This window comes from Clostridium cavendishii DSM 21758, assembly GCF_900141845.1.
In the GTDB taxonomy this organism is placed as follows: Bacteria; Bacillota; Clostridia; order Clostridiales; family Clostridiaceae; genus Clostridium_AG; species Clostridium_AG cavendishii.
This window is the reverse complement of the sequence record NZ_FQZB01000006.1, coordinates 198,834-221,894: the sequence shown is the minus strand read 5'-3', so window position 1 is coordinate 221,894 and position 23,061 is coordinate 198,834. Positions and strand designations below refer to the sequence as shown.

Annotated in this window: 20 protein-coding genes and 1 other annotated feature; of the genes, 18 read left to right on the top strand and 2 right to left on the bottom strand. The window is 28.6% G+C overall.

Annotated features, from left to right (window positions below; all coding sequences use genetic code 11):
* Positions 1-250 precede the first annotated feature (250 nt).
* From BUB01_RS06780 to BUB01_RS06725, 14 genes are all read left to right on the top strand, one after another.
* Positions 251-958 carry a CPBP family intramembrane glutamic endopeptidase gene (locus BUB01_RS06780; protein WP_072985943.1) on the top strand — a complete coding sequence of 236 codons (708 nt, stop codon included), beginning with the start codon at positions 251-253 and terminating at the stop codon, positions 956-958.
* Positions 959-1,147: 189 nt separating this feature from the next.
* Positions 1,148-1,921, top strand: coding sequence for a hypothetical protein (locus tag BUB01_RS06775; RefSeq protein WP_072985942.1), 774 nt, complete (start codon positions 1,148-1,150; stop codon positions 1,919-1,921).
* Positions 1,922-2,097: 176 nt separating this feature from the next.
* Complete coding sequence (locus BUB01_RS06770) at positions 2,098-3,009, top strand: PhzF family isomerase (RefSeq protein WP_072985941.1); 912 nt, start codon at positions 2,098-2,100, stop codon at positions 3,007-3,009.
* Between the two features lie 94 nt (positions 3,010-3,103).
* The gene (locus BUB01_RS22865; protein WP_341422485.1) at positions 3,104-3,238 is read left to right on the top strand and encodes a hypothetical protein; all 135 of its coding nucleotides are present in this window, start codon (positions 3,104-3,106) and stop codon (positions 3,236-3,238) included.
* A gap of 418 nt (positions 3,239-3,656) precedes the next feature.
* On the top strand, positions 3,657-3,809 hold the full coding sequence (locus BUB01_RS22860; RefSeq protein WP_242958375.1) for a hypothetical protein: 153 nt from the start codon (positions 3,657-3,659) through the stop codon (positions 3,807-3,809).
* A gap of 41 nt (positions 3,810-3,850) precedes the next feature.
* Positions 3,851-5,980, top strand: coding sequence for a peptidoglycan-binding protein (locus BUB01_RS06765; RefSeq protein ID WP_242958374.1), 2,130 nt, complete (start codon positions 3,851-3,853; stop codon positions 5,978-5,980).
* A gap of 373 nt (positions 5,981-6,353) precedes the next feature.
* Positions 6,354-7,274: a GntR family transcriptional regulator YhfZ gene (gene yhfZ, locus BUB01_RS06760; RefSeq protein ID WP_072985940.1), complete on the top strand. Its 921-nt coding sequence runs from the start codon at positions 6,354-6,356 to the stop codon at positions 7,272-7,274.
* A 51-nt stretch (positions 7,275-7,325) separates the two neighbouring features.
* Positions 7,326-7,676 (top strand): PRD domain-containing protein, encoded by a 351-nt coding sequence (locus BUB01_RS06755; RefSeq protein ID WP_072985939.1) that lies wholly within the window; start codon positions 7,326-7,328, stop codon positions 7,674-7,676.
* 18 nt (positions 7,677-7,694) lie between these two features.
* A complete protein-coding gene (locus tag BUB01_RS06750; protein ID WP_072985938.1) occupies positions 7,695-8,057 on the top strand; it encodes a DUF2620 family protein in 363 nt (120 codons plus the stop codon).
* Positions 8,058-8,077: 20 nt separating this feature from the next.
* Complete coding sequence (locus BUB01_RS06745) at positions 8,078-9,376, top strand: YhfT family protein (RefSeq protein ID WP_200802850.1); 1,299 nt, start codon at positions 8,078-8,080, stop codon at positions 9,374-9,376.
* Between the two features lie 9 nt (positions 9,377-9,385).
* On the top strand, positions 9,386-10,288 hold the full coding sequence (locus BUB01_RS06740) for a phosphotriesterase family protein (RefSeq protein ID WP_072985937.1): 903 nt from the start codon (positions 9,386-9,388) through the stop codon (positions 10,286-10,288).
* Positions 10,289-10,360: 72 nt separating this feature from the next.
* Positions 10,361-11,518 (top strand): YhfX family PLP-dependent enzyme, encoded by a 1,158-nt coding sequence (locus tag BUB01_RS06735; protein ID WP_341422483.1) that lies wholly within the window; start codon positions 10,361-10,363, stop codon positions 11,516-11,518.
* Positions 11,519-11,520: 2 nt separating this feature from the next.
* Positions 11,521-12,750: a phosphopentomutase gene (locus BUB01_RS06730; RefSeq protein ID WP_072985936.1), complete on the top strand. Its 1,230-nt coding sequence runs from the start codon at positions 11,521-11,523 to the stop codon at positions 12,748-12,750.
* 288 nt (positions 12,751-13,038) lie between these two features.
* A complete protein-coding gene (locus BUB01_RS06725) occupies positions 13,039-13,509 on the top strand; it encodes a GNAT family N-acetyltransferase (protein ID WP_072985935.1) in 471 nt (156 codons plus the stop codon).
* A gap of 151 nt (positions 13,510-13,660) precedes the next feature.
* On the opposite strand, the gene BUB01_RS06720 is transcribed toward BUB01_RS06725, so the two are convergent.
* Positions 13,661-14,566, bottom strand: a complete 906-nt coding sequence (locus BUB01_RS06720) for a helix-turn-helix domain-containing protein (protein WP_072985934.1) — start codon at positions 14,564-14,566, stop codon at positions 13,661-13,663.
* Positions 14,567-14,904: 338 nt separating this feature from the next.
* Here BUB01_RS06720 and BUB01_RS06715 point away from each other — a divergent pair, with 338 nt between their 5' ends.
* From BUB01_RS06715 to BUB01_RS06700, 4 genes are all read left to right on the top strand, one after another.
* On the top strand, positions 14,905-15,612 hold the full coding sequence (locus BUB01_RS06715) for a 4Fe-4S binding protein (protein ID WP_072985933.1): 708 nt from the start codon (positions 14,905-14,907) through the stop codon (positions 15,610-15,612).
* 185 nt (positions 15,613-15,797) lie between these two features.
* Positions 15,798-16,036, top strand: a binding site (T-box leader).
* Positions 16,037-16,159: 123 nt separating this feature from the next.
* Positions 16,160-18,187, top strand: coding sequence for a 2-isopropylmalate synthase (locus BUB01_RS06710; protein WP_072985932.1), 2,028 nt, complete (start codon positions 16,160-16,162; stop codon positions 18,185-18,187).
* A gap of 249 nt (positions 18,188-18,436) precedes the next feature.
* The gene (gene helD, locus BUB01_RS06705) at positions 18,437-20,674 is read left to right on the top strand and encodes an RNA polymerase recycling motor HelD (protein ID WP_072985931.1); all 2,238 of its coding nucleotides are present in this window, start codon (positions 18,437-18,439) and stop codon (positions 20,672-20,674) included.
* 141 nt (positions 20,675-20,815) lie between these two features.
* Complete coding sequence (locus BUB01_RS06700) at positions 20,816-21,517, top strand: hypothetical protein (protein WP_072985930.1); 702 nt, start codon at positions 20,816-20,818, stop codon at positions 21,515-21,517.
* Positions 21,518-21,825: 308 nt separating this feature from the next.
* On the opposite strand, the gene BUB01_RS06695 is transcribed toward BUB01_RS06700, so the two are convergent.
* The gene (locus BUB01_RS06695) at positions 21,826-22,785 is read right to left on the bottom strand and encodes a hypothetical protein (RefSeq protein ID WP_072985929.1); all 960 of its coding nucleotides are present in this window, start codon (positions 22,783-22,785) and stop codon (positions 21,826-21,828) included.
* Between the last annotated feature and the right edge of the window lie 276 nt (positions 22,786-23,061).

Below are 23,061 nucleotides of genomic sequence, written 5' to 3'. Positions count from 1 at the left end.
CTATATTATATATAGCTTAATGGAAGAATAATATAAAACTTTTGTATTTGTAAGTGATAGTGTGAAGTGTATCATAAATAAATGAATTTTATAGTCTTAACCATTTATATTACTTGGTTAAGATTATTTTTATATATAAAAATAACTTATCATAAATGATAAAAAATTTACAAAATATGTTATAATGGAATGGGAAACTAATTTTAAATTAATAGGTGAAGGGGAATTTTTATGGGAGATTTGAGTTAAGATGAAGAACTTTTTTAGAAATGATAAAACTTATAAAAATAATTTAAATCAGTATGATATAAAAGATGGTTTACTTGCTTTGTGCCTTTTTGGAATTTTTATATTTATGTATTCTATACTTGCTGTAGTAGATATGAAAGTGAAATATATAAAAGATAATTTTGTGATAGTAGGATGCATACTCAATTGTTTGTTAGTACTTATAACAATACTTTTTGTAAAGCTAAGAAAGCAAAGTTTAGATACCATAGGGCTTTATAACGGCAAGTGGAAAAAGAGTTTTTGTATAGGTACATTATTTGCTGGTATTCTTTTTTTTAATAACTGTGGTTCATATTTACTACAGGGGAAAGAATTAATTAATATAAACAGAATTTTTACTTATGTTATTGAGTTTTTTTTTGTAGCATTGTGTGAGGAGGTTGTTTTTAGGGGATATATTAGTACTAGGATTTATGGAATTATGAAAAGGCAATGGCTTTCTATTGTGGTAACAGGTTTATTATTTGTAATTATGCACTTTCCTTATAGGATGATAGTTTCGGGAATGTCATTAAAAGAATTTACAGCGAATAATATTTTTTGGTTTATAGACCTTTTTGTTACACATACCATATTAAATTTTATCTATGCTAAAACAAATTCATTATATGGAGCAATAATTCCACATTGGGTTTCAAATCTTGCGTTCAATATAGTTATCAAATAATTAATAATATAGGCTATGCTAAAGAACAGCATTGATAATTTGATATATTTTAAGGGGACTTCATTATGAAGTGCCCTTAATTTTCACTTTTAAAATGTTGTGAAATATATAATATTAAAAAAACATTTTGAAAAAAGTAGCTTTTTATTAAAATAAAACTCAAAATAAAGGAATTTCATGGAGGAGATTATGTTCTATAGAGAAATAAAAGATTTATTAAATAAACTAAATAGTGAAAATATTGAAGAGCTAAAACCAAATTTAATAAGAAAAGTTAATGAACTTGTGTTAAATATAAATGATGATAATATATCTGATGATGAATTAGATATGTTATACAATTTTTTTATAATGAGAGAGGAGTTAAGAAGAGAGGTAAGTGAAAATATAAGTGAAGAGGATTCATTAATGGAAGGTTTACTTATAGAAAATTTTATCAAAGAATTTGAGGAATTTATAAGTGAATTTGAGAATAAAGATTATATTTCAGATGCTATTGAATTAATCAATACTTCTATAAGAAGCATTGGAGGGATTGCGAGGGGCTATAGGTTAGTGAAAAAATATGCGCCATCTGAAGACATAGATAGGGTTCAGTATCTGATGGAATTAAAAAGTGAATTTTATAAACAGTTAAGGGCATATAGTAGCAAAGGAATTTATGAAGAGCATTTTGTAATATGTGGGCTCATTAATGTTATAAGATTTGAATTAGAAGAAAAGTCGCAAGAACATGGAAGGCACGTTATTTCTATGTTGACAGATTATAGAACGAAAAAGATGAAAAGTCTTGAAGAATTTGAAAGAGAAAACCATCTAGGTGAATTAAAAACTAAAATGACAGTAGAGTTTGGAAAAGAACTTCAGAGAAGGATATACTTATGGGATAGTTTAACAAGAAAGTTACAGGATCATTATTATTTAGAAAATCTATATGAAGAAGAAAGTAACAGAATTAAATAAGAATTTGTAATAGATTATATGAGCATTATATAAGACTAACTTATTGAAAAAGTGTGTACTTGTATATGGAAGCAAACAAAACTATAATTAATTATACAATAGCTGGATGCCAATCAATAAAAACTAATGAAATGAATGGTAATCTATAAATTTACAATATATCTAGGGGGCAGATTATGACAAGAAAATATATGTTATATCAAGTTGATTCATTTACAAAAGAAAAATTCGAAGGAAATCCAGCAGGGGTTATAACAAATGCTGATGGGTTAACAGATTATGAAATGCAGAAAATAGCTAGAGAACTCAATAATTCTGAGACAGCTTTTATTTTTTCTTCAGATAATAATGAGTATGAGATTCAAACACGTTTTTTTACTCCAACAACTGAAGTACCAATCTGTGGACATGCTACTGTTGCCGCACATTATGCACGTGCTATTGAAAATAATTTGGATTCTTCAAGGGTTTACCATAAGACAGGTGCCGGAATTTTGCCTGTTGATATAGTAAAAGAGAATAATGATTATAAAATTATTATGACACAGGGCAAAATTGAGTTTGGAACTATTATTGAGGGTGAAAATAAAACAGAACTTCTAGCAGCACTTAATATAAAAGATGATGATTTGCTTGAAAATTATAAAATACAAATTGTTTCAACAGGTCATTCTAAGGTTATGGTTGGTATAAGAAGCATTAAAACTTTAAATGAGTTACAACCAAATTATGATGCACTTTCTAATTTGAGCAAAATTATTAAATGTAATGGATATTATATTTTTACTGTTAACTCACAGGATAGTGATATTTTAATAGATGGCAGAATGTTTGCACCTGCAATAGGTATTAATGAAGATCCTGTAACTGGTAATGCTAATGGTCCTTTAGGGGCATATCTTGTTCATCATAATTATGTTAAGCATAATAATTCTTTATTTAAATTTAAGGCAAAACAAGGTGAAGCTATAGAACGATCAGGTATTATTGAAGTTGAAGTAAAGATAGAGGATAAAGAACCTGTAGAAATTAAGATCTCTGGAAATGCTATGATAGTATTTAAAACTGAATTATCATTAAATTATTAAAGACATTAAATTGGAAAGCAAGTTGTAATAAAAACAAAGATATACGAAATTATAGATAAAATTTATATATAAATTATTTTGAGGAGAAAGTAGTATGGAGTTTAAAGTAAGGGCACCTTTGTGGTTAAAATATCCCAATATACCACAGGGAAGTATTGGTTGGAGAATGGGGTATGGAGAAGAATATGGAAGTTTGAGAATGAAGTTAATTTTTAATAATTTTAGATAATAGTTATTAGGGAGTGTCGCAAAAATTTTCCACTTATTTTTCAAAACAGTTCTTTACAACAAGAGAATTAATCCTTTCGTTCATATAAGAGTCCTCCCTATATTGTATAAATTATCAGTACATTGTAATTGATTACAATGTAGATATATGCTATTATAACATTTATTTTAATAATATGTACATAATTACATATAATAATTGATTTATATTCTTTAAGGTTGATTAAATTAACTAATGGTTAATTTTTATATATTTATAGAGAGATTATTTATACATATAAATTACTAATAGCAGAAAATATCAAGAATACATTTTCCAAAAATGATAACTTTATATTACAAAATAAGGTTAAGGAGAAATGTAGTTATGAAAAACTTAAAAGCTTGTTATTATGAATTAGAAGGTACAAATTGTAAAGATGTTTGATGAATATTGTCCAGGAATTAATGAAGAAATTGAAGGTTTTACAGATGTATTAGGATTAGATAAATTTCAGGCAATATATTATGTAATGTCATATCTTAAACCAGGTTGTAGTCAGATGGCCATATTATATAGCCTTAGGGAGTGATATGTTTTTAGAGTAACAGGCTAATCATAAAAGAATATAATATGATTAGAGTAATAAAATGTGAGAAAAAAATGGGAACAGGATATTTATTAATTCAACTTTCAACTGCTCAGCAAGCATTACCTGTAACAAATGCAAGATTAGTTGTTACTGATACTAGTACAGATGAAATTGTATTTGAAAGCAAGAGTGGTGTAGATCAAAGTGGAAGAAGTCCAATTGTTAAATTATGGGCGCCAGATATAGAGTTATCATTAGAACCCATGCCTAAAGATAAAATACCTTATGCAAGATATAATGTATCAGTACAGGCAGATGGGTTTAATGATGTTCAAATAGTTGGCGTAAATATATTTGATGAAACTACTTCTATTCAAAATATTTCTTTAAATGAAAGGACTCCAGATGAGGTGCAGGCATTTTTTAATCCCTCAGAAGAAAAAATAGTAATACCACCACATCAATTATTATTAGATGTAAATAGGGATCAAAAAACTGGTGTTATAGTTCAACCTTTTGTGTTAAGAGAGGTTTATATACCAGAGTATATTACAGTTCATTTAGGACCACCAACTTCATCAGCACAAAATGTTACTGTTAGATTTGTGGATTATATTAAAAATGTTGCATCTAGTGAGATTTATCCAACATGGCCAGAGCAATCTTTAAGAGCAAATATCTACGCTCAAATAACTTTTGCATTGAATAGAGTATATACCGAATGGTATAGAAGTAAGGGGTACTCCTTCCAAATAACAAATTCAACAGCTTATGATCAATATTTTGTTAATGGAAGAAATATATTTGAAAACATAAGTAAAATTGTGGATACTATGTTCACAGAGTATTTTTCTATAGTAAATAGTACAGCTCCTTATTTTACTCAATATTGTAATGGAACAACAGTAAAATGTCCTGGATTATCTCAATGGGGTACCGTAGATTTAGCAAATGCAGGTAAATCAGCATTTGAAATATTACAATATTATTATGGAAATGATAAGATACTGAAGACAGCTACAATTGTTGCAGGTATGGTAGAATCTTATCCAGGAACAGCAGTAAGGCTATATGATATAAATTCAAATGTAACAATTGTTCAGCAGCAATTAAATAGAATATCTAGAAATTATCCAGCAATACCTAAAGTTAATCCTGTTGATGGAATCTTTGGAAGGCAAACTGAAGCTTCAGTCAAAACATTTCAAAGGGTATTTAATTTAGTTCAAGATGGAATAGTTGGTAGAGCAACTTGGTACAAATTATCAGCAATATATACAGCAGTGAAAAATCTGGCAGAATTAGATCAAGAAGTAGAAGAAAAGGCATTTATAGGTGATGTATTAGAAACCTTATATGATGGAAGATATCCTTCAGAAGTATTAATGTATGGATCTAAAGGTAGCAAGGTAAAGGAATTCCAAGTGTATTTAAGGGAAGTAGGAAATGCATATGGATTAAAATATAATCCTACCAATGGTGTATTCGATGAAAAAACAATAGATGCTTTATTAGAGTTTGAAAAAGAATTTAATTTAGAACCTAAAGAAATAGTAGACGAAAAAGTTTGGAATGCTTTATATGAGGCTTATCAGGATTTGACTAAGCTCTATACAGTAGAGGATTTAACTAAATATCCAGGCTATGTTTTAAGAAAAGGAATGTCTAATAAGGATGTTAAAAGGCTGCAAAGTATGATAATGAAAATAGCACAAGCATATAAGCAGATACCAGAAATAAATGTTGATGGCAACTATGATGGAAGAACTCAAAATGTAGTTTTGATATTTCAAAAGAACTTTAGATTAGCTCAAACCGGGAGAGTAGATATAAATACATGGAGAAATATTGTATTTGTATATCTAAATTTAAATTCAGGAAGAGATATAAACACATCAGATATATTATTACCATTCCCATTTGAATTAAGGCTTGGGGATAATAACGGTTATGTAGGTGTATTAAAAGAATATATGAATGTATTAGCTAAAAATAATTATAATATAAATATACTTCCTATAGATAATATTTTTGATAAAGCAACAGAAATAAATGTTAGAAGACTTCAAAAGATTTTTGCTTTAAGAAAGACAGGTATAGTAAATAGAGAAACTTGGGAAAAAATAGCGTCAACTTATAATGACTTGTTTACAGGAAGATGGGTTAGATAAAATTTTATAACTATAGTTAAGGTCATAAATTATTGTAAACTCAAATTAATTGATGTTTAGATATTATAGGTTCTCTTTTAGTAAAATTGTAAATACTCAATTTTATAAGAGGGAACCTTAAATAATATAAGAAGTTAGTTCTTATATTATAATTAATGAAGTTATACATTTAAATTAGTGTACATATAGAATATATAAGAATATCTCTATAGTAAATAAAACATTTAGGTTATCTAATATATTAAAGAACAGGTATTAGAAATGTAGAGATAAAATATAAAAATAATAATTAAATTTTTCTAAAAAGATATTGTATTAGTAAGAATGATATGATAATATGAAAGTACAAATAAATGTACATTAAGGTGGTAAGATGATAAATAAAGAAGATTTGATGCAAAAACAGGGTATTATGCTTATGCTAATTTCAAAAGATTTTTTGGAGAAAGATGTTGGCGACAGAATAGAGACTGTAAAGAATATGTCTGAAAAGTATAATATGGCTAGAGGGACAGTGCAAACAGCTTTAAAGACATTGCAAGAAAATGGAGCTATTACATTAGAACCTAGGGGACATTTAGGTACATTTATTAGATTCATAGATCATAAAAAGCTTTTAAAGATTTCAGGAATAGAAAATATTGTTTGTGTAATGCCACTTCCATATACAAAGAAGTATGAAGGTATGGCAACTGGACTTTATAATGTTATAAATAAGCATGTATCATTTAGTTTAGCTTTTATGAGGGGCTCAGATAATAGATTAAAGTTCCTTAAAGAAGGTAGGTATGATTTATCTATAACATCAAAACTTACTGCAAATCATTATATAAATCAAGGCGAAGAAATTGAAATCGTAGCTTGTTTAGGAAAAGAATCCTATGTTGATAGTCATGCGTTAATTGTGAAAAACGATTTTCAGGGATTCACTAAGGGAATGAGGGTTGGTTTAGATAGTACCTCATATGACCAGAAATATTTAACTAAAGAGTTCTTTAAGGATAAAGATGTAGAGTTTGTAGAAGTAAAGTATAGTCATATAGTTGAACATATAAAAAATAATTATATAGATGCAGCTATTTGGAGTGTTGATGAAGTTATAAATAAAGAAGATGACTTAAAGACTGTAGAATTAGATTTACATGAGAGAAACCTTTTAGATAGAGAAGCAGTAATAATTTCGAGGAAAGAAAATAAGGCTATGATTAAATTTATATCTAAGTTTTTAGATGTTGAGGAAGTATTAAGTATACAAAGTAAAGTTATTAATAAGAAAATTGTCCCTAGCTATTAGGGTTAATTTTTTAAAATCAATATACAAAATAATGTACAATGGGAGGAAGATATGGAAATTAGTCAAAGACTAGATATTCTTTTAGAAAGTGGAGTAATAACAAAGGAGGTGTATTATAAGTTAATAAGGACAGTGGATGAACTAAAAGCTAAGCATGGAATAGAGATTAATGAAGAAAATGGGGGGATGTTTATTACACATTTATCAGCAGCTATTACAAGAATGGATAAAGGTGAACCAATTGAATCTTTAGACGAAATTATAATAGAACAAGTTAAACAAGATAAAAATTATGGTGAAGCTATGAAAATAATGAAAACGTTAAACAGTGTTATAGATATAGAATTTCCTTTAGAGGAGGAGACATTTATAGTAACACATTTATGTTCAATACTAAATTAATAATGGAGGGTTAAAAAAATGATTAAAATTGCTGTAGGTGGATTAAACAAAAATGAAATGGAAAGAGCTATAAAAGCTGCTGGGGGAGATAAGGTACAAGTAATTGTAACAAATGATATGGCTGGGGCTAAGATGCTAAAATCAGGGGAAGCAGACTATTATTTTGGAGCATGCAATAGTGGAGGAGGAGCTGCAATATCAATTTTAATTGGAATGATAGGATTTTCAAAGTGTGTAACTATTGCAAAAAATGGTCAGCAACCAAAGAAAGAAGAGATAGAAAAGCATGTTAAGGCAGGAAAAATTGTATTTGGGATGGCAATTGAGGCTATAGACATAGGAGCACCTATGTTAGTAGATATATTATTAAATAATAAATAAAAAAAGGGGAGGAATTCTAAATGGGTATTAATTTTACACAACTTTTAGTAATTTCAATTTTGTGTGGAGTGACAGCATTTGTATCGCATATGGGGATGGCCGTGTTCCATGATGGAGTTAGGCCTATTATTCCAGAATATATAGAAGGGAGGATGAAAAGGTCAGAATTATCATCAATAGCTTTTGGATTGAGTGTAGGATTTATAACTTCTGTAGGTATTGCACATACTATAGCAACTGGAATTTTAAATCCGTGGTTATTATTCTTACCAACTGACATTTTAGGAATAATGGCACCTAAAAAGTGGCTTGCACCATTATTTGGAGCTGCTTGGGGAGCTCTTGTGGTTACTAGTTTAGGTGGTGTAAATACATTACTTACATCATTACCAGTTGATTTTATAGGAGCAATGGGAGAATTGTCTACTCCAGTTGTTTCAGGTTTTGCTTTATTTCCTGTACTAGCAATATTTACTCAATTTGGGAAGAAAAAAGGTATAATATCTTTAATTATTACTTTAGTTATAAGACAATTAATTGCAGTTAATACAAAAATATTTCCAGAATCAATTGAATTATTTGTTGGTATAGTGTTACTTTTAGGTTTTGCAATAGCAAAGGATAGAAAAAATAAAACAGATGAAGAGATGATGGATAATATATTCTCTGAAAGAATTTTAAGGATTAAAAAGAATGTTATATGGTTAGCTCTTAGTGGTGCTGTAATTTCTATAGCTTGTAACCTACATTTTCTTGCAGGTTCAGAGGTATCGATATATACAATGGCTGATGCATTAAAAGCGACAGACCCATCAGTTGCAAATACATTAATAAAGCAAGCATCTTTTGCAGAGTTTATGAGAGGATTAAGTTTTATTCCACTTATAGCAACAACTGCAATAGCTACAGGAGTATATGGAGTAGCTGGTTTAACATTTGTTTATCCAGTAGCATATCTTTCTCCAAACTGGATTGTAGCAGGTATACTTGGAGCATTGATAATTTTTGTAGAAGTATATGCATTAGGTATCATAGGAAAGCAACTAGAAAAATTCCCATCAATAAGAGATGCATCTGATAATATAAGGTCATCAATGACTACAGTTATGGAATTTGCACTGTTAATTGGATCAATAATGGCAGTTATGAAAATGGGAGGAACAACAGGATTCTTTATAGGAGCTGCAGTATATTTTGCAAATGAGGCAATGGGAAGACCAATTATGAAATTAGCAATTGGACCAACAGCCGCAATTGGTGCAGGGGTACTATTAAATTTATTATATTATGTAGGGTTATTTGTTCCACCAGTAGCATAGGAGGAGAATATGATTAATACAGTTTTAGGGAAAATAGATAAATTTGAATTAGGTAATGTACTTTGTCATGAACATGTAATTATTGATTTGACAGGTGTTAGAGGTGATATTGATTCAGCTTTAACAGATACTTGCACTATGGCTTCTGAATTAGCTTTAGCTAAGGATTCTGGTATAGATTCAATAATAGAAGTTACTAATATTGGAATGGGTAGAGATGTTAAAAAGTTAGAAGAAGTGTCTAAAAAAACTGGAATAAATATTATAGCAAGTACAGGTTTTTATACGATTCCTTATTATCCAGAATACGTGTTTACAAAAACAGCTGAAGAATTATCTCAAATTATGATTAAGGAAATAGTAGAGGGAATCGATGATACATCAATTAAAGCTGGTGTTATTGGAGAAATTGGTACAAGTTTAAATGAGATAAGCCCTGTATCTTTAAAAGTCTATGAAGCTGCTTTTTTAGCACATAAAGAGACAGGTGTTCCTATATTTACTCATTGTGAAATGGGAACAATGGGATATGAGCAAGCTATGTATTTTAAGAATTTAAAGATGGACATGGACAAATTACTTATAGGACACGTAGACTTAGTAAAAGATCTTGATTATATAGTTAAAATACTAGAAACAGGGGCTAATATTGGATTTGATACAATAGGAAAAGAAAGTTATGTATCAAATCAATCAAAGGCAAAGTTATTATTTGAATTAGTTAAATTAGGATATGAGGATAAAATAATGTTATCTCAAGATGTGACGAGGGTATCATATTTAAAGAGAAATAATGGATTTGGTTATGTTGAGGTTATGAATAAATTTATACCATTATTAAGAGAAGGAGGACTTAGTGAAAAATTAATAAATAAATTCATGGTAGATAATCCTAAACGAATATTAGGATAAAAAAATTTATAGTCAATGTACAAAAAAATGTATGTTGAATATGATTTATTTGTAACTGTTATTTGAGAGGAAGTGATTAGAATTTTTATAGAAAGTATAAGAAAAAGAAACGCAGAATTAATTAAAGCAGGCTTTTATTATCACAGAGAAGGTCTCATTCTTCCAAACACATATTTAATTGATTTAGATACTTTGTTAGATAATGCTAAGAAAATTAAAGAGAAGGCTGATGAAAATGGGTTAGATATATTTTTTATGACAAAGCAGTTTGGAAGAAATCCATATATCGCAAAAAAATTATTAGAGATTGGATATAAGGGAGCAGTTGTTGTAGATTTTGAAGAAGCAGAAGTTATGATGAAGAATAATATACCTATAAATAATATAGGACATTTAGTTCAAATACCAAAATCCTTAGTAAGAAAGGTTTTAAGCTACGGAGTTGAATTTGTTACAGTATATTCTTTAGAAAAAATTAAAGAAATAAATGAAGTAGCAAAAAATTTGGGGAAGGTACAGAAAATATTAATAAAGGTTGTTGGGGAAAATGATGTTTTATATTCAGGTCAATTAGGTGGTTTTAAAATCAATTCTATAAATGAATTAATAGAAGAAACAAAGGATTTGTCCAATATAGATATTGCTGGAATAACTAGTTTTCCATGTTTCTTATTTAATGAAAATGAGAAAAAGGTAAAACCAACAAGTAATATAGAAACTTTGTTAAAGAGTAAGGAGATTTTTAGAGCTAAAAATATAGATATAAGAGAAATAAATATGCCATCAGCTACATCAATTGAAACTATGGAAAGTATTAAAAAATATGGTGGAACACAGGGGGAGCCAGGGCATGCTTTAACTGGAACAACACCAAATATTAATTCTGAAGAGGTTCCTTCTATAATATATGTAAGTGAAATATCTCATAATTTTGAAGGATTAGCTTATTGCTATGGAGGAGGATGTTATAGAAGAGGACATCTACAGAAGGCATTAGTTGGAACTAGTGCTGAAAACTATGAAGTTTGTGGTGCAAGCTTACCATCTCTCGAAAGTATTGATTATCACATTGGATTGAGTAAAGAGTGTAATATAGGTGATACTGTCATTATGGCTTTTAGAACCCAAATTTTTGTAACTAGAAGCAAGGTTGCAATTATAGAGGGGCTTTCAAAGAATAACCCTACTATTACAGGTATTTATAATTCATTAGGAGAGAGTGTGGTGTAATTATGAATAAAAAATTTATAGTATTGATCTTAGATGGGTTTGGTGTAGGATATATGGAGGATTGTAAAGAGGTTAGACCTAATGATGTTGGTTCAAATACTTTCCTGCATATATTAGAAAATAAGAAAGAACTAAAACTTCAAAATTTAGAAAAGTTAGGTTTGATGAATATTATAAATAAAGATTCATTAAAAATGAAGAGGAATAGTGAAGCTAACTATGGAACTTCAAATTTAACTCATTTTGGAGCAGATACTTTTTGGGGACATCAAGAGATAATGGGAAGTAAACCTGTGAAACCAAAGATGGAGCCAATATGTGAAAAAATAGATGAGATTAAGAGGACACTTTTAGAAAATATGTATAAGGTTGAGGATATAGTTATAGAAGGAAGAAAACTATTATTAGTAAATGGTGCTGTAACTATAGCTGATAATATTGAAACGGATTTAGGACAGGCTTATAATGTTACATCAGCATTAGATTTAATTACATTTGAAGAAGTAGTTGAAATCGGGAAGATAGTAAGAAGCCTTGTAGATGTTTCAAGAGTTATAGTATTTGGTGGACATAATGTGAGTAGGCAAGATTTAATTGATGCAATAGAAATAAAGGGTGATAAATATATTGGAGTAAATGCACCAAAGTCAGGGGTATACAAGAAAGAGTATAGCTGTGTACATTTAGGATACAAGGTAAATTATGAGGAGCAAATACCTTATATCTTAGGAAAAAATAATATAGAGGTTTGCTTAATAGGAAAGGTTGCAGACATAGTAATGAATCCGTTGGGCAAAAGTATTCCAATAGTAGATACAAAGGAAGCTATGGAAATTACTTTAAATAGAGTAAAACAGCAAAGCGGAGGATTTATTTGTACAAATATCCAAGAAACTGATTTGTCAGGACATGAAGAAAATGTAGAGAAGTATGCATCTAAACTTGAGATTGTAGATAGTTATTTAGAAAAGATAATTGAAGAACTTAAGGAAGAGGAAATTTTATTAGTTATGGCTGATCACGGAAATGATCCAACAATAGGACATAGTAAGCATACTAGAGAAAGGGTGCCACTTTTAATATATAGTAAAGGTGTTGAAGGCTGCAATGTAGGCACTAGGGAAACATTATCAGATGTTTCTCAAACTATAGCTGAATATTTTAATGTTGATAAGCCTCAGAATGGGGCAAGTTTTTTAGGAGAACTAAAGAGAGTAGGATTAAATAATTAAAAAGAGAATATTTAATTATAGGGGATGTCCAACTAAATTTATTACTATTAGATAAAAAAATAGAAATCACTAGTATAAAAGGGTTTCGTTTTAGGGCGAAAAATAATAAAAAATCATAAATAATAGGTGAAAACAGCATTAATAAGTATTAATGCTGTTTTTTGTTTACAGTTTTAGGTAATATTTGTATTTGAAATATAGTTGAAATATAATACAAGTATATATTTGGATTTTTATTCAGTAAAATATATTTAATAAATTAAACGAAATTTGGGGTAGGGGTGTCATATGAAGATAACAATAGTGCAGGGAAGTATAGAATATATAAATGATTGTGAAGATGCATTAGTAAATTCTGAACTAGGGATAAGGTATTTTTCTGAAAAAGAAAGTGCTAGAAATGCATTAAAAGAAGGATTTGCTAAGAAAGAAATATATATTGCTATGGATGGTGATCAGAATTGTAAAGGATTCATATGGTTCATTTTAGATGGAATCTTTCATTCATTCCCCTATCTTCATATCATTGCAGTAAATAAGGAAAGTCGCAATCAAGGAATAGGTAAAGAATTATTAAAATTCTTTGAGGATAGGTGTTTTAAAGATTATAGTAAACTATTTTTAGTAGTTGCAGACTTTAATCCAGAAGCAAAAATATTGTATGAAAAGATTGGATACGTTCAAGTAGGGGAGATACCTAGTTTATATAGGCATGGAATAACAGAGTATTTGATGATGAAATCAAGGAAAGAGAACTGATAGCAATGTTTTTCAGCTTTTATAAGGAGAACGTAATATTTTTAATTAATGTTTTTTTTATCTAAGGGTATTATAAAAGATAATAACAAAATAAATGTAAAAAATAAAATCTTACATTAATAATTTAGAATGTAAGATTTTTTTGTGAATTTTATTTTTCATTTGAACGTATTAAATGTGATAATTGCATTTTACTATTAACATTTAATTTTTTATAAATATTTTGTATATGATTATCAACAGTTTTTGGTGATATAAAAAGTTTTTCGGCAATTTGTTTATAGGTTACTCCTTCAAGTATAAGCTCTATGATTTCACTTTGTTTTTCTGTAATATTATATTTATTTTTAAAGTAATCAGTAAGCGTATTATTTTCTATAAACACTGGAGTATTAAAGTATCTTAATACAAATATAAGGGTGAAAATATTAATTACTAAAAAATAAGAAGGAAGAGCTAGTATCTTTAAAAAATCTATATTTTGAGCAATTTTAATATATGGCTTATATGATTCAAATATTATAAAAGGTAAAAATATTAGAGTTATTAGGATAAAGGATTTTATAGCATGCTTTAAATCTTTATTTGTAATATACTCATAATTTTTTATGCCAATAAATATCTCATAGATGATTGTTAAAGTAATTAAAATTCGTATTAGGAATATAAAAATGTAGTGTATGGTAAATAAAAAATATATAGAGATTCCTATAAATTGCAATAAAAAAATAGAAATAAATATTTTCTTTTTAAAATCTGTTATTTTTAGACCAAAGAGATAGTGTATAAAAAATAAACCTAATAAAGAGCTAAAGGATGTACCAATTAAATCTAAAATTTTATATAGGAAAGTTACAGAAGGACGTACTTCCTCTACACATTTTGAATATAAACCTAATGTTATTGCAGCCTGAATAGCAAAAAAAGAAATATTTAATGCTATAAAAAATTTTAGGGATTTCTTTTTATTGGTGCTATATATAAAGCTAGAAATTGAAATAGATGATACACCTGCAAATAATGAAATAACACAAAATATTAAATAAATATCTTTCATTAGTAAACATCCTTTCATATTTATTGCTTTTATAAAATGATTCATCAGAGTTATAAAATGAATTTCAATATATACAATATTTAGTATAAAGTAGAAAAGATTGTAATGCAATATTTTAAATTTAGTAATTATTATATATAAAATAGGGTTTTAGTAGATGTTAAAACTAAAAGTTATGCAATTGAGAGTTTAACAAGGATAGGGGATATTCCCTATCCTTAATTTTTCGAAAATTAAGGGAGTTTTACCTATATTAATTCATCATTCTTAATGATTTAATGTTTTTGAGAGCACGTGCTGATATGATTAAAAAGTAAAATAGTAGGAGATGGGGTTAGATGAAATTAAGAAAGAGTATTAATTTTTTATCTTTTATTTTATTACCAATTACATTAAATTATTTTGCACCAGTTTTAATAGTACAATCAAGTTTGGAAAATACATTTACAAGTATGCACATTATTTATGGAGTAATGTTTTTGATTGCAATATTTTTTGGAGGAGTATGGTGCAGTTATATATGTCCATTTGGAGCACTCCAAGAATTGATTCCTAATACTACTAGGCTAAAGCGTAAATTACCTAATTTAAAATGGGTGACAGGAAGTATTTTTTTAATTTTAATATTTGCACCACTAATAATGTATGGGTTTCAAAAAATATCAATATTTTATCATATGGTAGATACTAAAGTCTCAGTATCTAGCTTTCATGATTTAGTTAGATATTATATAATAGTTGGATTCATTAGTTTAATAACAATAGGATTAGGCAAGAGAACTTGGTGTAGATACATTTGTCCAATGTATATATTTAATTATCTAGGAATAAAGTTAAGAAGCCTTCTTAAATTACCTTCTTTTAAAATAGAGTGTAAAAGTGAAAAATGTACTCAATGTAAGAGGTGTAATAAGAGCTGTTTAATGGGTCTTGATGTAGCTGACATGGTAAAGCATAATAAGTGGAATACAAATGAGTGTATTGAATGTGGTGAATGTTTAAATACATGTAAAAATGATGTATTTAAAATAAAGTTCAAAAAATAATAGTAACATATAATAAGTGGTTTTATTGCTTGCATTAAAAAAATGTATGGAGAAATTAGTAGAAGTTTATAAAAAATTTAATTTTTAAAGGCTTAAAATATGAGAATATTAAAATACATCAAGAAAAATGATTAAATATAATCATTGTAAGTATTTTGAATAATTGTTATAATAATCATAGGTTAGAAAATGCGTTGAAAAGGGGTAGTAGCTGCATGGCAGAATTCAGAGAGCTATTGGATGGTGTGAAATAGTGGATGGTAAGCAGTGAACTAGCCTTGGAGCATCTTAATCGAAGGCAGAAATGTTGTGTAGGTGAAGACGGAGGCCCTCCGTTACAAGGGATAGGCATGTTAGTGCTGATGAGTGCATGACGGTTGTCATGAAGTAGAGTGGTACCGCGTAAGAAATTTACGTCTCTATATGAAACATGGAAGGTTTCATATAGGGGCGTTTTTTTTGTGGTTATCTAGGTATTTTTTAGTTCCTTAAGTGAAATTATTTTTTTCATGTTAAAAGATTATTTAATATTAGGGGGAAAGAAATTATGAAAAATGCAGAGAAGTATCAAAGACAATATTTTATGCCACTTGAAGCAACTTATGATTGGGTACAAAAAGATTATATAAATGAGGCTCCACAATGGTGTAGTGTAGATTTGAGAGATGGAAATCAAGCATTATGTGAGCCGATGAGTTTAGAGGAAAAGTTAGAATTTTTTAATATGTTAGTGGATATAGGTATGAAAGAGATTGAAGTTGGTTTTCCAGCTGCATCAGATACTGAATATAATTTTCTTAGAGCATTAATTGAGAAAAATATGATTCCAGAAGATGTAACAGTGCAGGTATTAACACAAGCAAGGGAGCACATAATTAAAAAGACATTTGAAGCATTAGAAGGTGTACCTCATGCAATTGTGCATTTGTATAATTCAACCTCAGTAGCTCAAAGAGAACAAGTCTTTAAAAAGAGTAAGGAAGAAATCTTGAACTTAGCTGTAGATGGAGCAAAATTACTAAATAAACTTGCTAAAGAAACAGAAGGAGATTTTACGTTTGAATATAGTCCTGAGAGTTTTCATGGTACAGAAATTGATTATACACTTGAGGTATGTAATGCAATATTAGATGTATGGAAACCTACAAAAAACCATAAGGCAATTATTAATATTCCAACAACAGTTCAAGTAGCAATGCCTCATGTTTTTGCTACACAAGTAGAATATATTCATAAGCATTTAAAATATAGAGATTCTGTAATTTTAAGCGTACACCCTCATAACGATAGAGGAAGTGGAGTTAGTGATGCAGAATTAAGTATGCTTGCAGGTGCCCAAAGGGTTGAGGGAACATTATTTGGAAATGGAGAAAGAACTGGAAATGTTGATTTGGTAACAGTAGCAATGAATTTATATACACATGGAGTAGATCCAGAACTTGATTTTAGCAATATTAGAGAAATACGTGATAAGTATGAAAAGCTTACAGGTATGCAAGTACATGAGCGTACCCCATATGCAGGAGATTTGGTGTTTACTGCATTTTCTGGTTCTCACCAAGATGCTATTGCAAAAGGAATGGCATGGTGGGATGAAGGCAAGAGTAGTGGAAATTGGACAGTACCATATTTGCCAATAGATCCAAGGGATGTAGGAAGAGAATATGAGTCAGATGTAATAAGAATCAATAGTCAATCAGGAAAAGGTGGAGTTGCTTATATCTTAAAACAAAATTATGGGTTGTCTATTCCGTACAAAATGAGGGAAGATGTTGGCTATATGATGAAGGGAATTTCAGATAGGCAACATAAAGAGTTAAAGCCAAATTTTATATATCAAATATTTGAAGAGAACTATATAAATAAAGCTTCTGTATTTTCAATTCCAGAATTTCATTATAAACAAGTTGATGGAATTACAGCTACGGTTACCATTAGATATGGTGATGATGAGAAGAAAATTATAGCAAGTGGAAATGGACGTTTAGATGCCGTAAGTAATGCTATCAAACAGTATTTTGGTGCTTCTTATGAGGTATCTTCTTATGAGGAACATGCACTTTCAACAGGTTCTTCTTCAAAGGCAGTTGCTTATGTAGGAATTTGTTCAAATGATGTTATGTATTGGGGTGTAGGCATAGATGAAGATATTATAAAGGCTTCTGTAAATGCTCTTGTTTCAGCAACAAATAAACTTGTAGAAATTAGAAAGATGCCACAGGCAAAAGAACAACGAATAGTTGATATAATGAATTATATCCAAAAAAATTATAGTAGAGTGACAATGGATGATTTATCAAAGGTATTTTTCTTGTCAAAGCCTTATTTATCAAAATATATAAAGGATAATACGGGCATGACCTTTCAAGATGTTGTAATGAATGCTCGTATGAATAAAGCATGTTCTTTATTAAAAAATGATAACAGTAGCATAGAGCTTGTGGCAGAGAAAGTTGGTTATCAAAGTGTGGAACATTTTAATAGACTGTTTAAAAGGATATACGATATGACACCGATGGAATATCGAAAACAGAAAGCAGGTGCTATTGAATTAATTAATATTTCTATCTTATAAAAATTTATAAAGGTATTATTAATACAGAGATCATATGTTTCAAAGAATGAAGATGTAGATGGAAAATTGAAGAGATTTAATATTATAGATAGACTTTAAAGAGTCTATCTTATTTTTATGTGTATTTAAGTGAAAATACTATCTCTACACTTTAATTATATCATATATAACCCAATAATTATAGACTAGTAATTTCAGGTGTATATGCTAAAATAGCAATACTAATGCTCATTACAAGGAGGAGATATTTTGTCAATAAATAAATCTGAATGGCTAGTAGAAATAGAATGGTTAGATAAGATACTTAGGGAGGTAAAAAGACAATTAGAAGAAAAGAGAAATTCTAGGGATAATTTTAGAAAAGATGCTATTGAGGCACAAAGAGAATTATGGGAAGATGTTGGAGCTGTTTCGGTGGAAAATGGGTTACAACATGTTGTAGATTTCATGCAATTTATTAATACTATGAAAATTCAAAAAAGGAGCCATGAGTTTGAAAGAAAACTAGTTGACAAATATGAGAATATGATTTCATCTCCTTATTTTGCAAGGATGGATTTTAAGGAAGAGGGAGAAGAAAAAGTTGAAAAATGTTATATTGGAATTTCTAATTTAATTAATGAAGATTTTGATTTTCTTATATATGATTGGAGAGCTCCAATTTCTAGTATGTATTATGATTATGAAATTGGAGATGCTTATTATAAGTGTCCTGAAGGAATTATAAATGGAAAAATATCAATGAAAAGGCAATATAAAATTAGTAATGGCAAGATTGATTATATGTTTGACAGTAATATAAAAATAGATGATGAGGTGCTTCAAGATATATTAAGTAAAAGTAGTGACAATAAAATGAAGGCTATTATAACTACAATTCAAAAGGAGCAAAACAAGGCAATTCGTAATGAGAAATATAAAAATTTAATTGTTCAGGGACCAGCTGGAAGTGGGAAAACTTCTGTTGCTCTTCATAGGATTGCCTATTTATTATATAAGCATCGTGATATTATAACATCTAAAAACATCGTGATATTTTCTCCAAATAATATTTTTAATGATTATATTTCTAGCGTTTTACCTCAGCTTGGGGAAGATAATATGTTGCAAACTACATTTAAAGAATATATGCATAAAGTTCTAGAAGATGTAGATGGTAAGGAAGATTATTGTGAAATGATGGAGAATATTTTTGGTGATAAAAGTGAGATACTTTATGATGTTAGGATTAAAAGCTTAAAATTTAAGTCTTCTGTGGAATTTGTTGATTTATTAAAAGTATATATAGAACATTTAAAAAAAATGAGTAGGGATTTTGGGGATATTACTTTAAGAGGTGAAGTTATAATTTCGGAAGTGGAAATACAGGAATTATTTTATAACGACTATAAGAATTTACCTCTTAAGAGAAAATTAGAAAAGCTAAAGCAAAGGATTTTATATCTTATAGAACCTTATGAAAAAAGATTAGTTGATAAGACAGTGGAAGAAGTACAAAAATCTGGTGAATATTTAGAGAAGAATGAAATAATTAAAGTAAGTAAAGCTTTAGTAGGTGGTGAAATTAAAGCTATAGTTAATGAAGTGGAGGAAAAAACCAAATTTGATTTAATGGATTGTTATAAAACCTTTTATGAAAAATTAGAGGACTTCTTAAAGATAGCGAATATTAAATATGATAATGAAAGTATTAGGAAAATTAAAAGATATACCCTAGAGAATTTAAAGGCTAAAAAGATAAATTATGAAGATCAGATAGCTTTATTATTTATAAAAGGGGCTGTAGGTGGCATTCCAAAAACAGAAGAAGTAAAGTACGTAATTATTGATGAGGCTCAAGACTATTCACCATTACAGTATGAAATTTTCAACCAATTATTTAACAAAGCAAATAAAACAATTCTTGGTGATATATCTCAATCTATTAACCCTTATATGAATGTTGGAAGTTATAACAATGTTGTAAATATACTAAAGGCTGAGGATACTTCTATAATAAATTTAACTAAAAGTTATAGGTCAACAATGGAAATAACTAAATTTTCACGAAAAATATTAAGCGCGGAAATTCATGATGAATACGTGGAAAGAAGTGGTGAGTGTCCTAAACTAACTGGTTTTCTAGATGAAGAAGCTATAAATGAAAGAATAGTTGAAGAGGTAAAAATCCATAAGGATAATGGGCATAATTCCATAGGAATAATAACAAAAAATGCTTGCGAAGCACAGAGGGTCTACAATTATTTGAAAGATAGAATTAATGTTAAGATGATTGTAAGTGAGGATGATGAGTATACTTCTGATATTTTAGTTATTCCTGCATATCTTGCTAAGGGGTTAGAATTTGATGTGGTTATGATATATAATGCTAGTGACTTAAGGTATAAGAATGCAGAGGATAGATTGTTACTCTATACAGCCTGCACAAGAGCTCTTCATACTTTGGATATATTTTATTTAGGGAATGTATCACCATTATTGAAGTAAAATAAATTTTATATATTAAAATTAATTGGTGTACAAATATTACCTTGGCATTTTAGTGGTAAATATGTTGTTCTAGTAATAGTATAGATGTTATTATAACTAATAGTTAGTGTATAAATAGATTACCAAGGGGGATTAAATTTGAACAAAAGATTAAAGTTTAACAAAAAAACATCTATTTTAGGAATAATATTTTTTACAATTATAGTAGCTTTGGTTGGGCTATATAATTTATATCAACAAAATGATATAAAACAAAAGAAACTTTTTATTCAAAAACAGGAAGACATAAATAAAGAAAAATTAAGACAACAAGAGCTAGATAAGGTTGAAGAACAAAAGAAAGTGGCAGTAGTAGATGAAAAATCAGTAGTAGATACAAAACCAGTGGCGGATGAAAAACCAGTGGCGGATGAGAAACCAGTGGTAGATGAAAAAACAGTGACAAAAGAAAAACCAGTAGTAAAAGAAAAACCAGTGGTAAATAAAAAAACAGTAGCAGATGCAAATACAAAGCCAGCAGTAAATATAAAACCAGCTACAAATGCAAAACCAGCGACAAGTACAAAAGCGCCATCTAATAAAGTAACACAAGATCCGAACTATAAGTTACTTTATAAGACTAATAGTGAGGGAAATTTAGATGTAAGTGTTGCACCTTACCCTACTTGGACTGAACTAGTAGGATATCCAACCTGGGACTTAGAAATTTATATAAAAGATTCTAAAATATGTGTAGATGTAAAAAATTGTAATGTAATTTCCATTTATTCACTTGATAATTATGTAAAAGTTATAAATAGTAGTGGAAAGATTTTATACCAATATTCACCAATTAAGTAATAGGTTTCATTAGTAAACAAGTTGACTAAGTTGATAAGTGTAATTATATTAAAATCTAAAGTTTATTAAGCAGCTTTAGAGGATGGTAAGTGAGAAATATTGAGTGTGCTAAAAAAATTAAAAAAATTATTAAGGGTAAGATTCTTATTTATTTCTCCATTAAGCCATAAACTATGGCTTAATGGGGAGATTATTAATAATACATTTTATCCCACAGTTAAAGCAATTAAATTTATATCCACGAATTTATCATGGATATAAATTTAATTATTAATAACTGAATAGTTAATTCATTTATTAAAATTACATTATCTAACACAATCTAAAGAAGTTGTAAATTTTAAGCTACTAGAACCATTCATTTCATCAACCACAGCATTCCATTTTTCACTAAGATATTTAACTTCTCTTACTAAACTAACTTGATCTACTGGCCCTGTGGCTTTGATATAAGAAGTATTATTTTTTATGAAATTATCATATACTGATGATAATCCTTCTTTAAGTTTATCATCGTTTGTTATATCTACGTTTTTATAAATGTCATCATAGAATTTTTTAGATGTATGAAATGAATCCGTTCCATTCTTCAGTGCTTCTAAGGATTCTTTTGCTTTTTCCTTCCAACCACTCGCTATAAGACTTTGATCTGTTGTCTTCATAATGGCTGTATCAAAAGTTTCTAAGAGATTTGCATATCTGTCAGTTAACTCATCTGTATATTTATCCACCATTGAGTTAAACTGATCCTGGTATTTTTCAGGTACAAGTTTTTTAGATATATATTTTAGTTCCATATCAGTTTGACTAATACGCATACCAAAAGTAGTACTATCTTGTTGCTGGCCATCTACAGATTCTGTTGAAGTAATTATGGCATTTCTAAGTGTAGTTTTTTGTTCAGCATTAAGTTCCGTCATACTATTTATACAGTCTTTGAAGTTGTAATAATCAAGTGCTTTACCTGATTTATTCATAACCGTAGTTTCATATTCAGGACAGATTTTTTGAATGGCAGCTAAATCTATTTTGCCTACATTTTTCTTAGTAGCTTCTATTCTTTTAATTGTTTCATCTGATAACTGATTATTTGATTGTCCTCTATTTGAGCGTAAATCAATACATTTTGAACTATCTAAACGAGTACTTATATCATTTATACAATTAGAATCAGATTTAGAAAGTTTAGCATTTATGCTCTCCCAGCTCTCATCCTTCACCCGTTTAGAAACATCCGTATAATAATATGATGGAATATCTAATGACATATTACTGCCTCCTTGTTTAAAAGATTTTTGTTTTACAATTTGCTTAATTATATATTCGTACATTTTTGGTAAATAATTATAGTAATTTTATAAAAATATACTTATTATCCCAATATTATCAAAATATTAAATTGTTATAAAATGAGGGGACGATTAATAATTAATAGAATAATCGCCTTTATTTATATAAATAATATAAAACAAATGTTTTTTTTATTCATAAATGATAGAGGGTGATTTTGTGCTAAGCATGTTTGGAAATAACCCAAGAGAAGC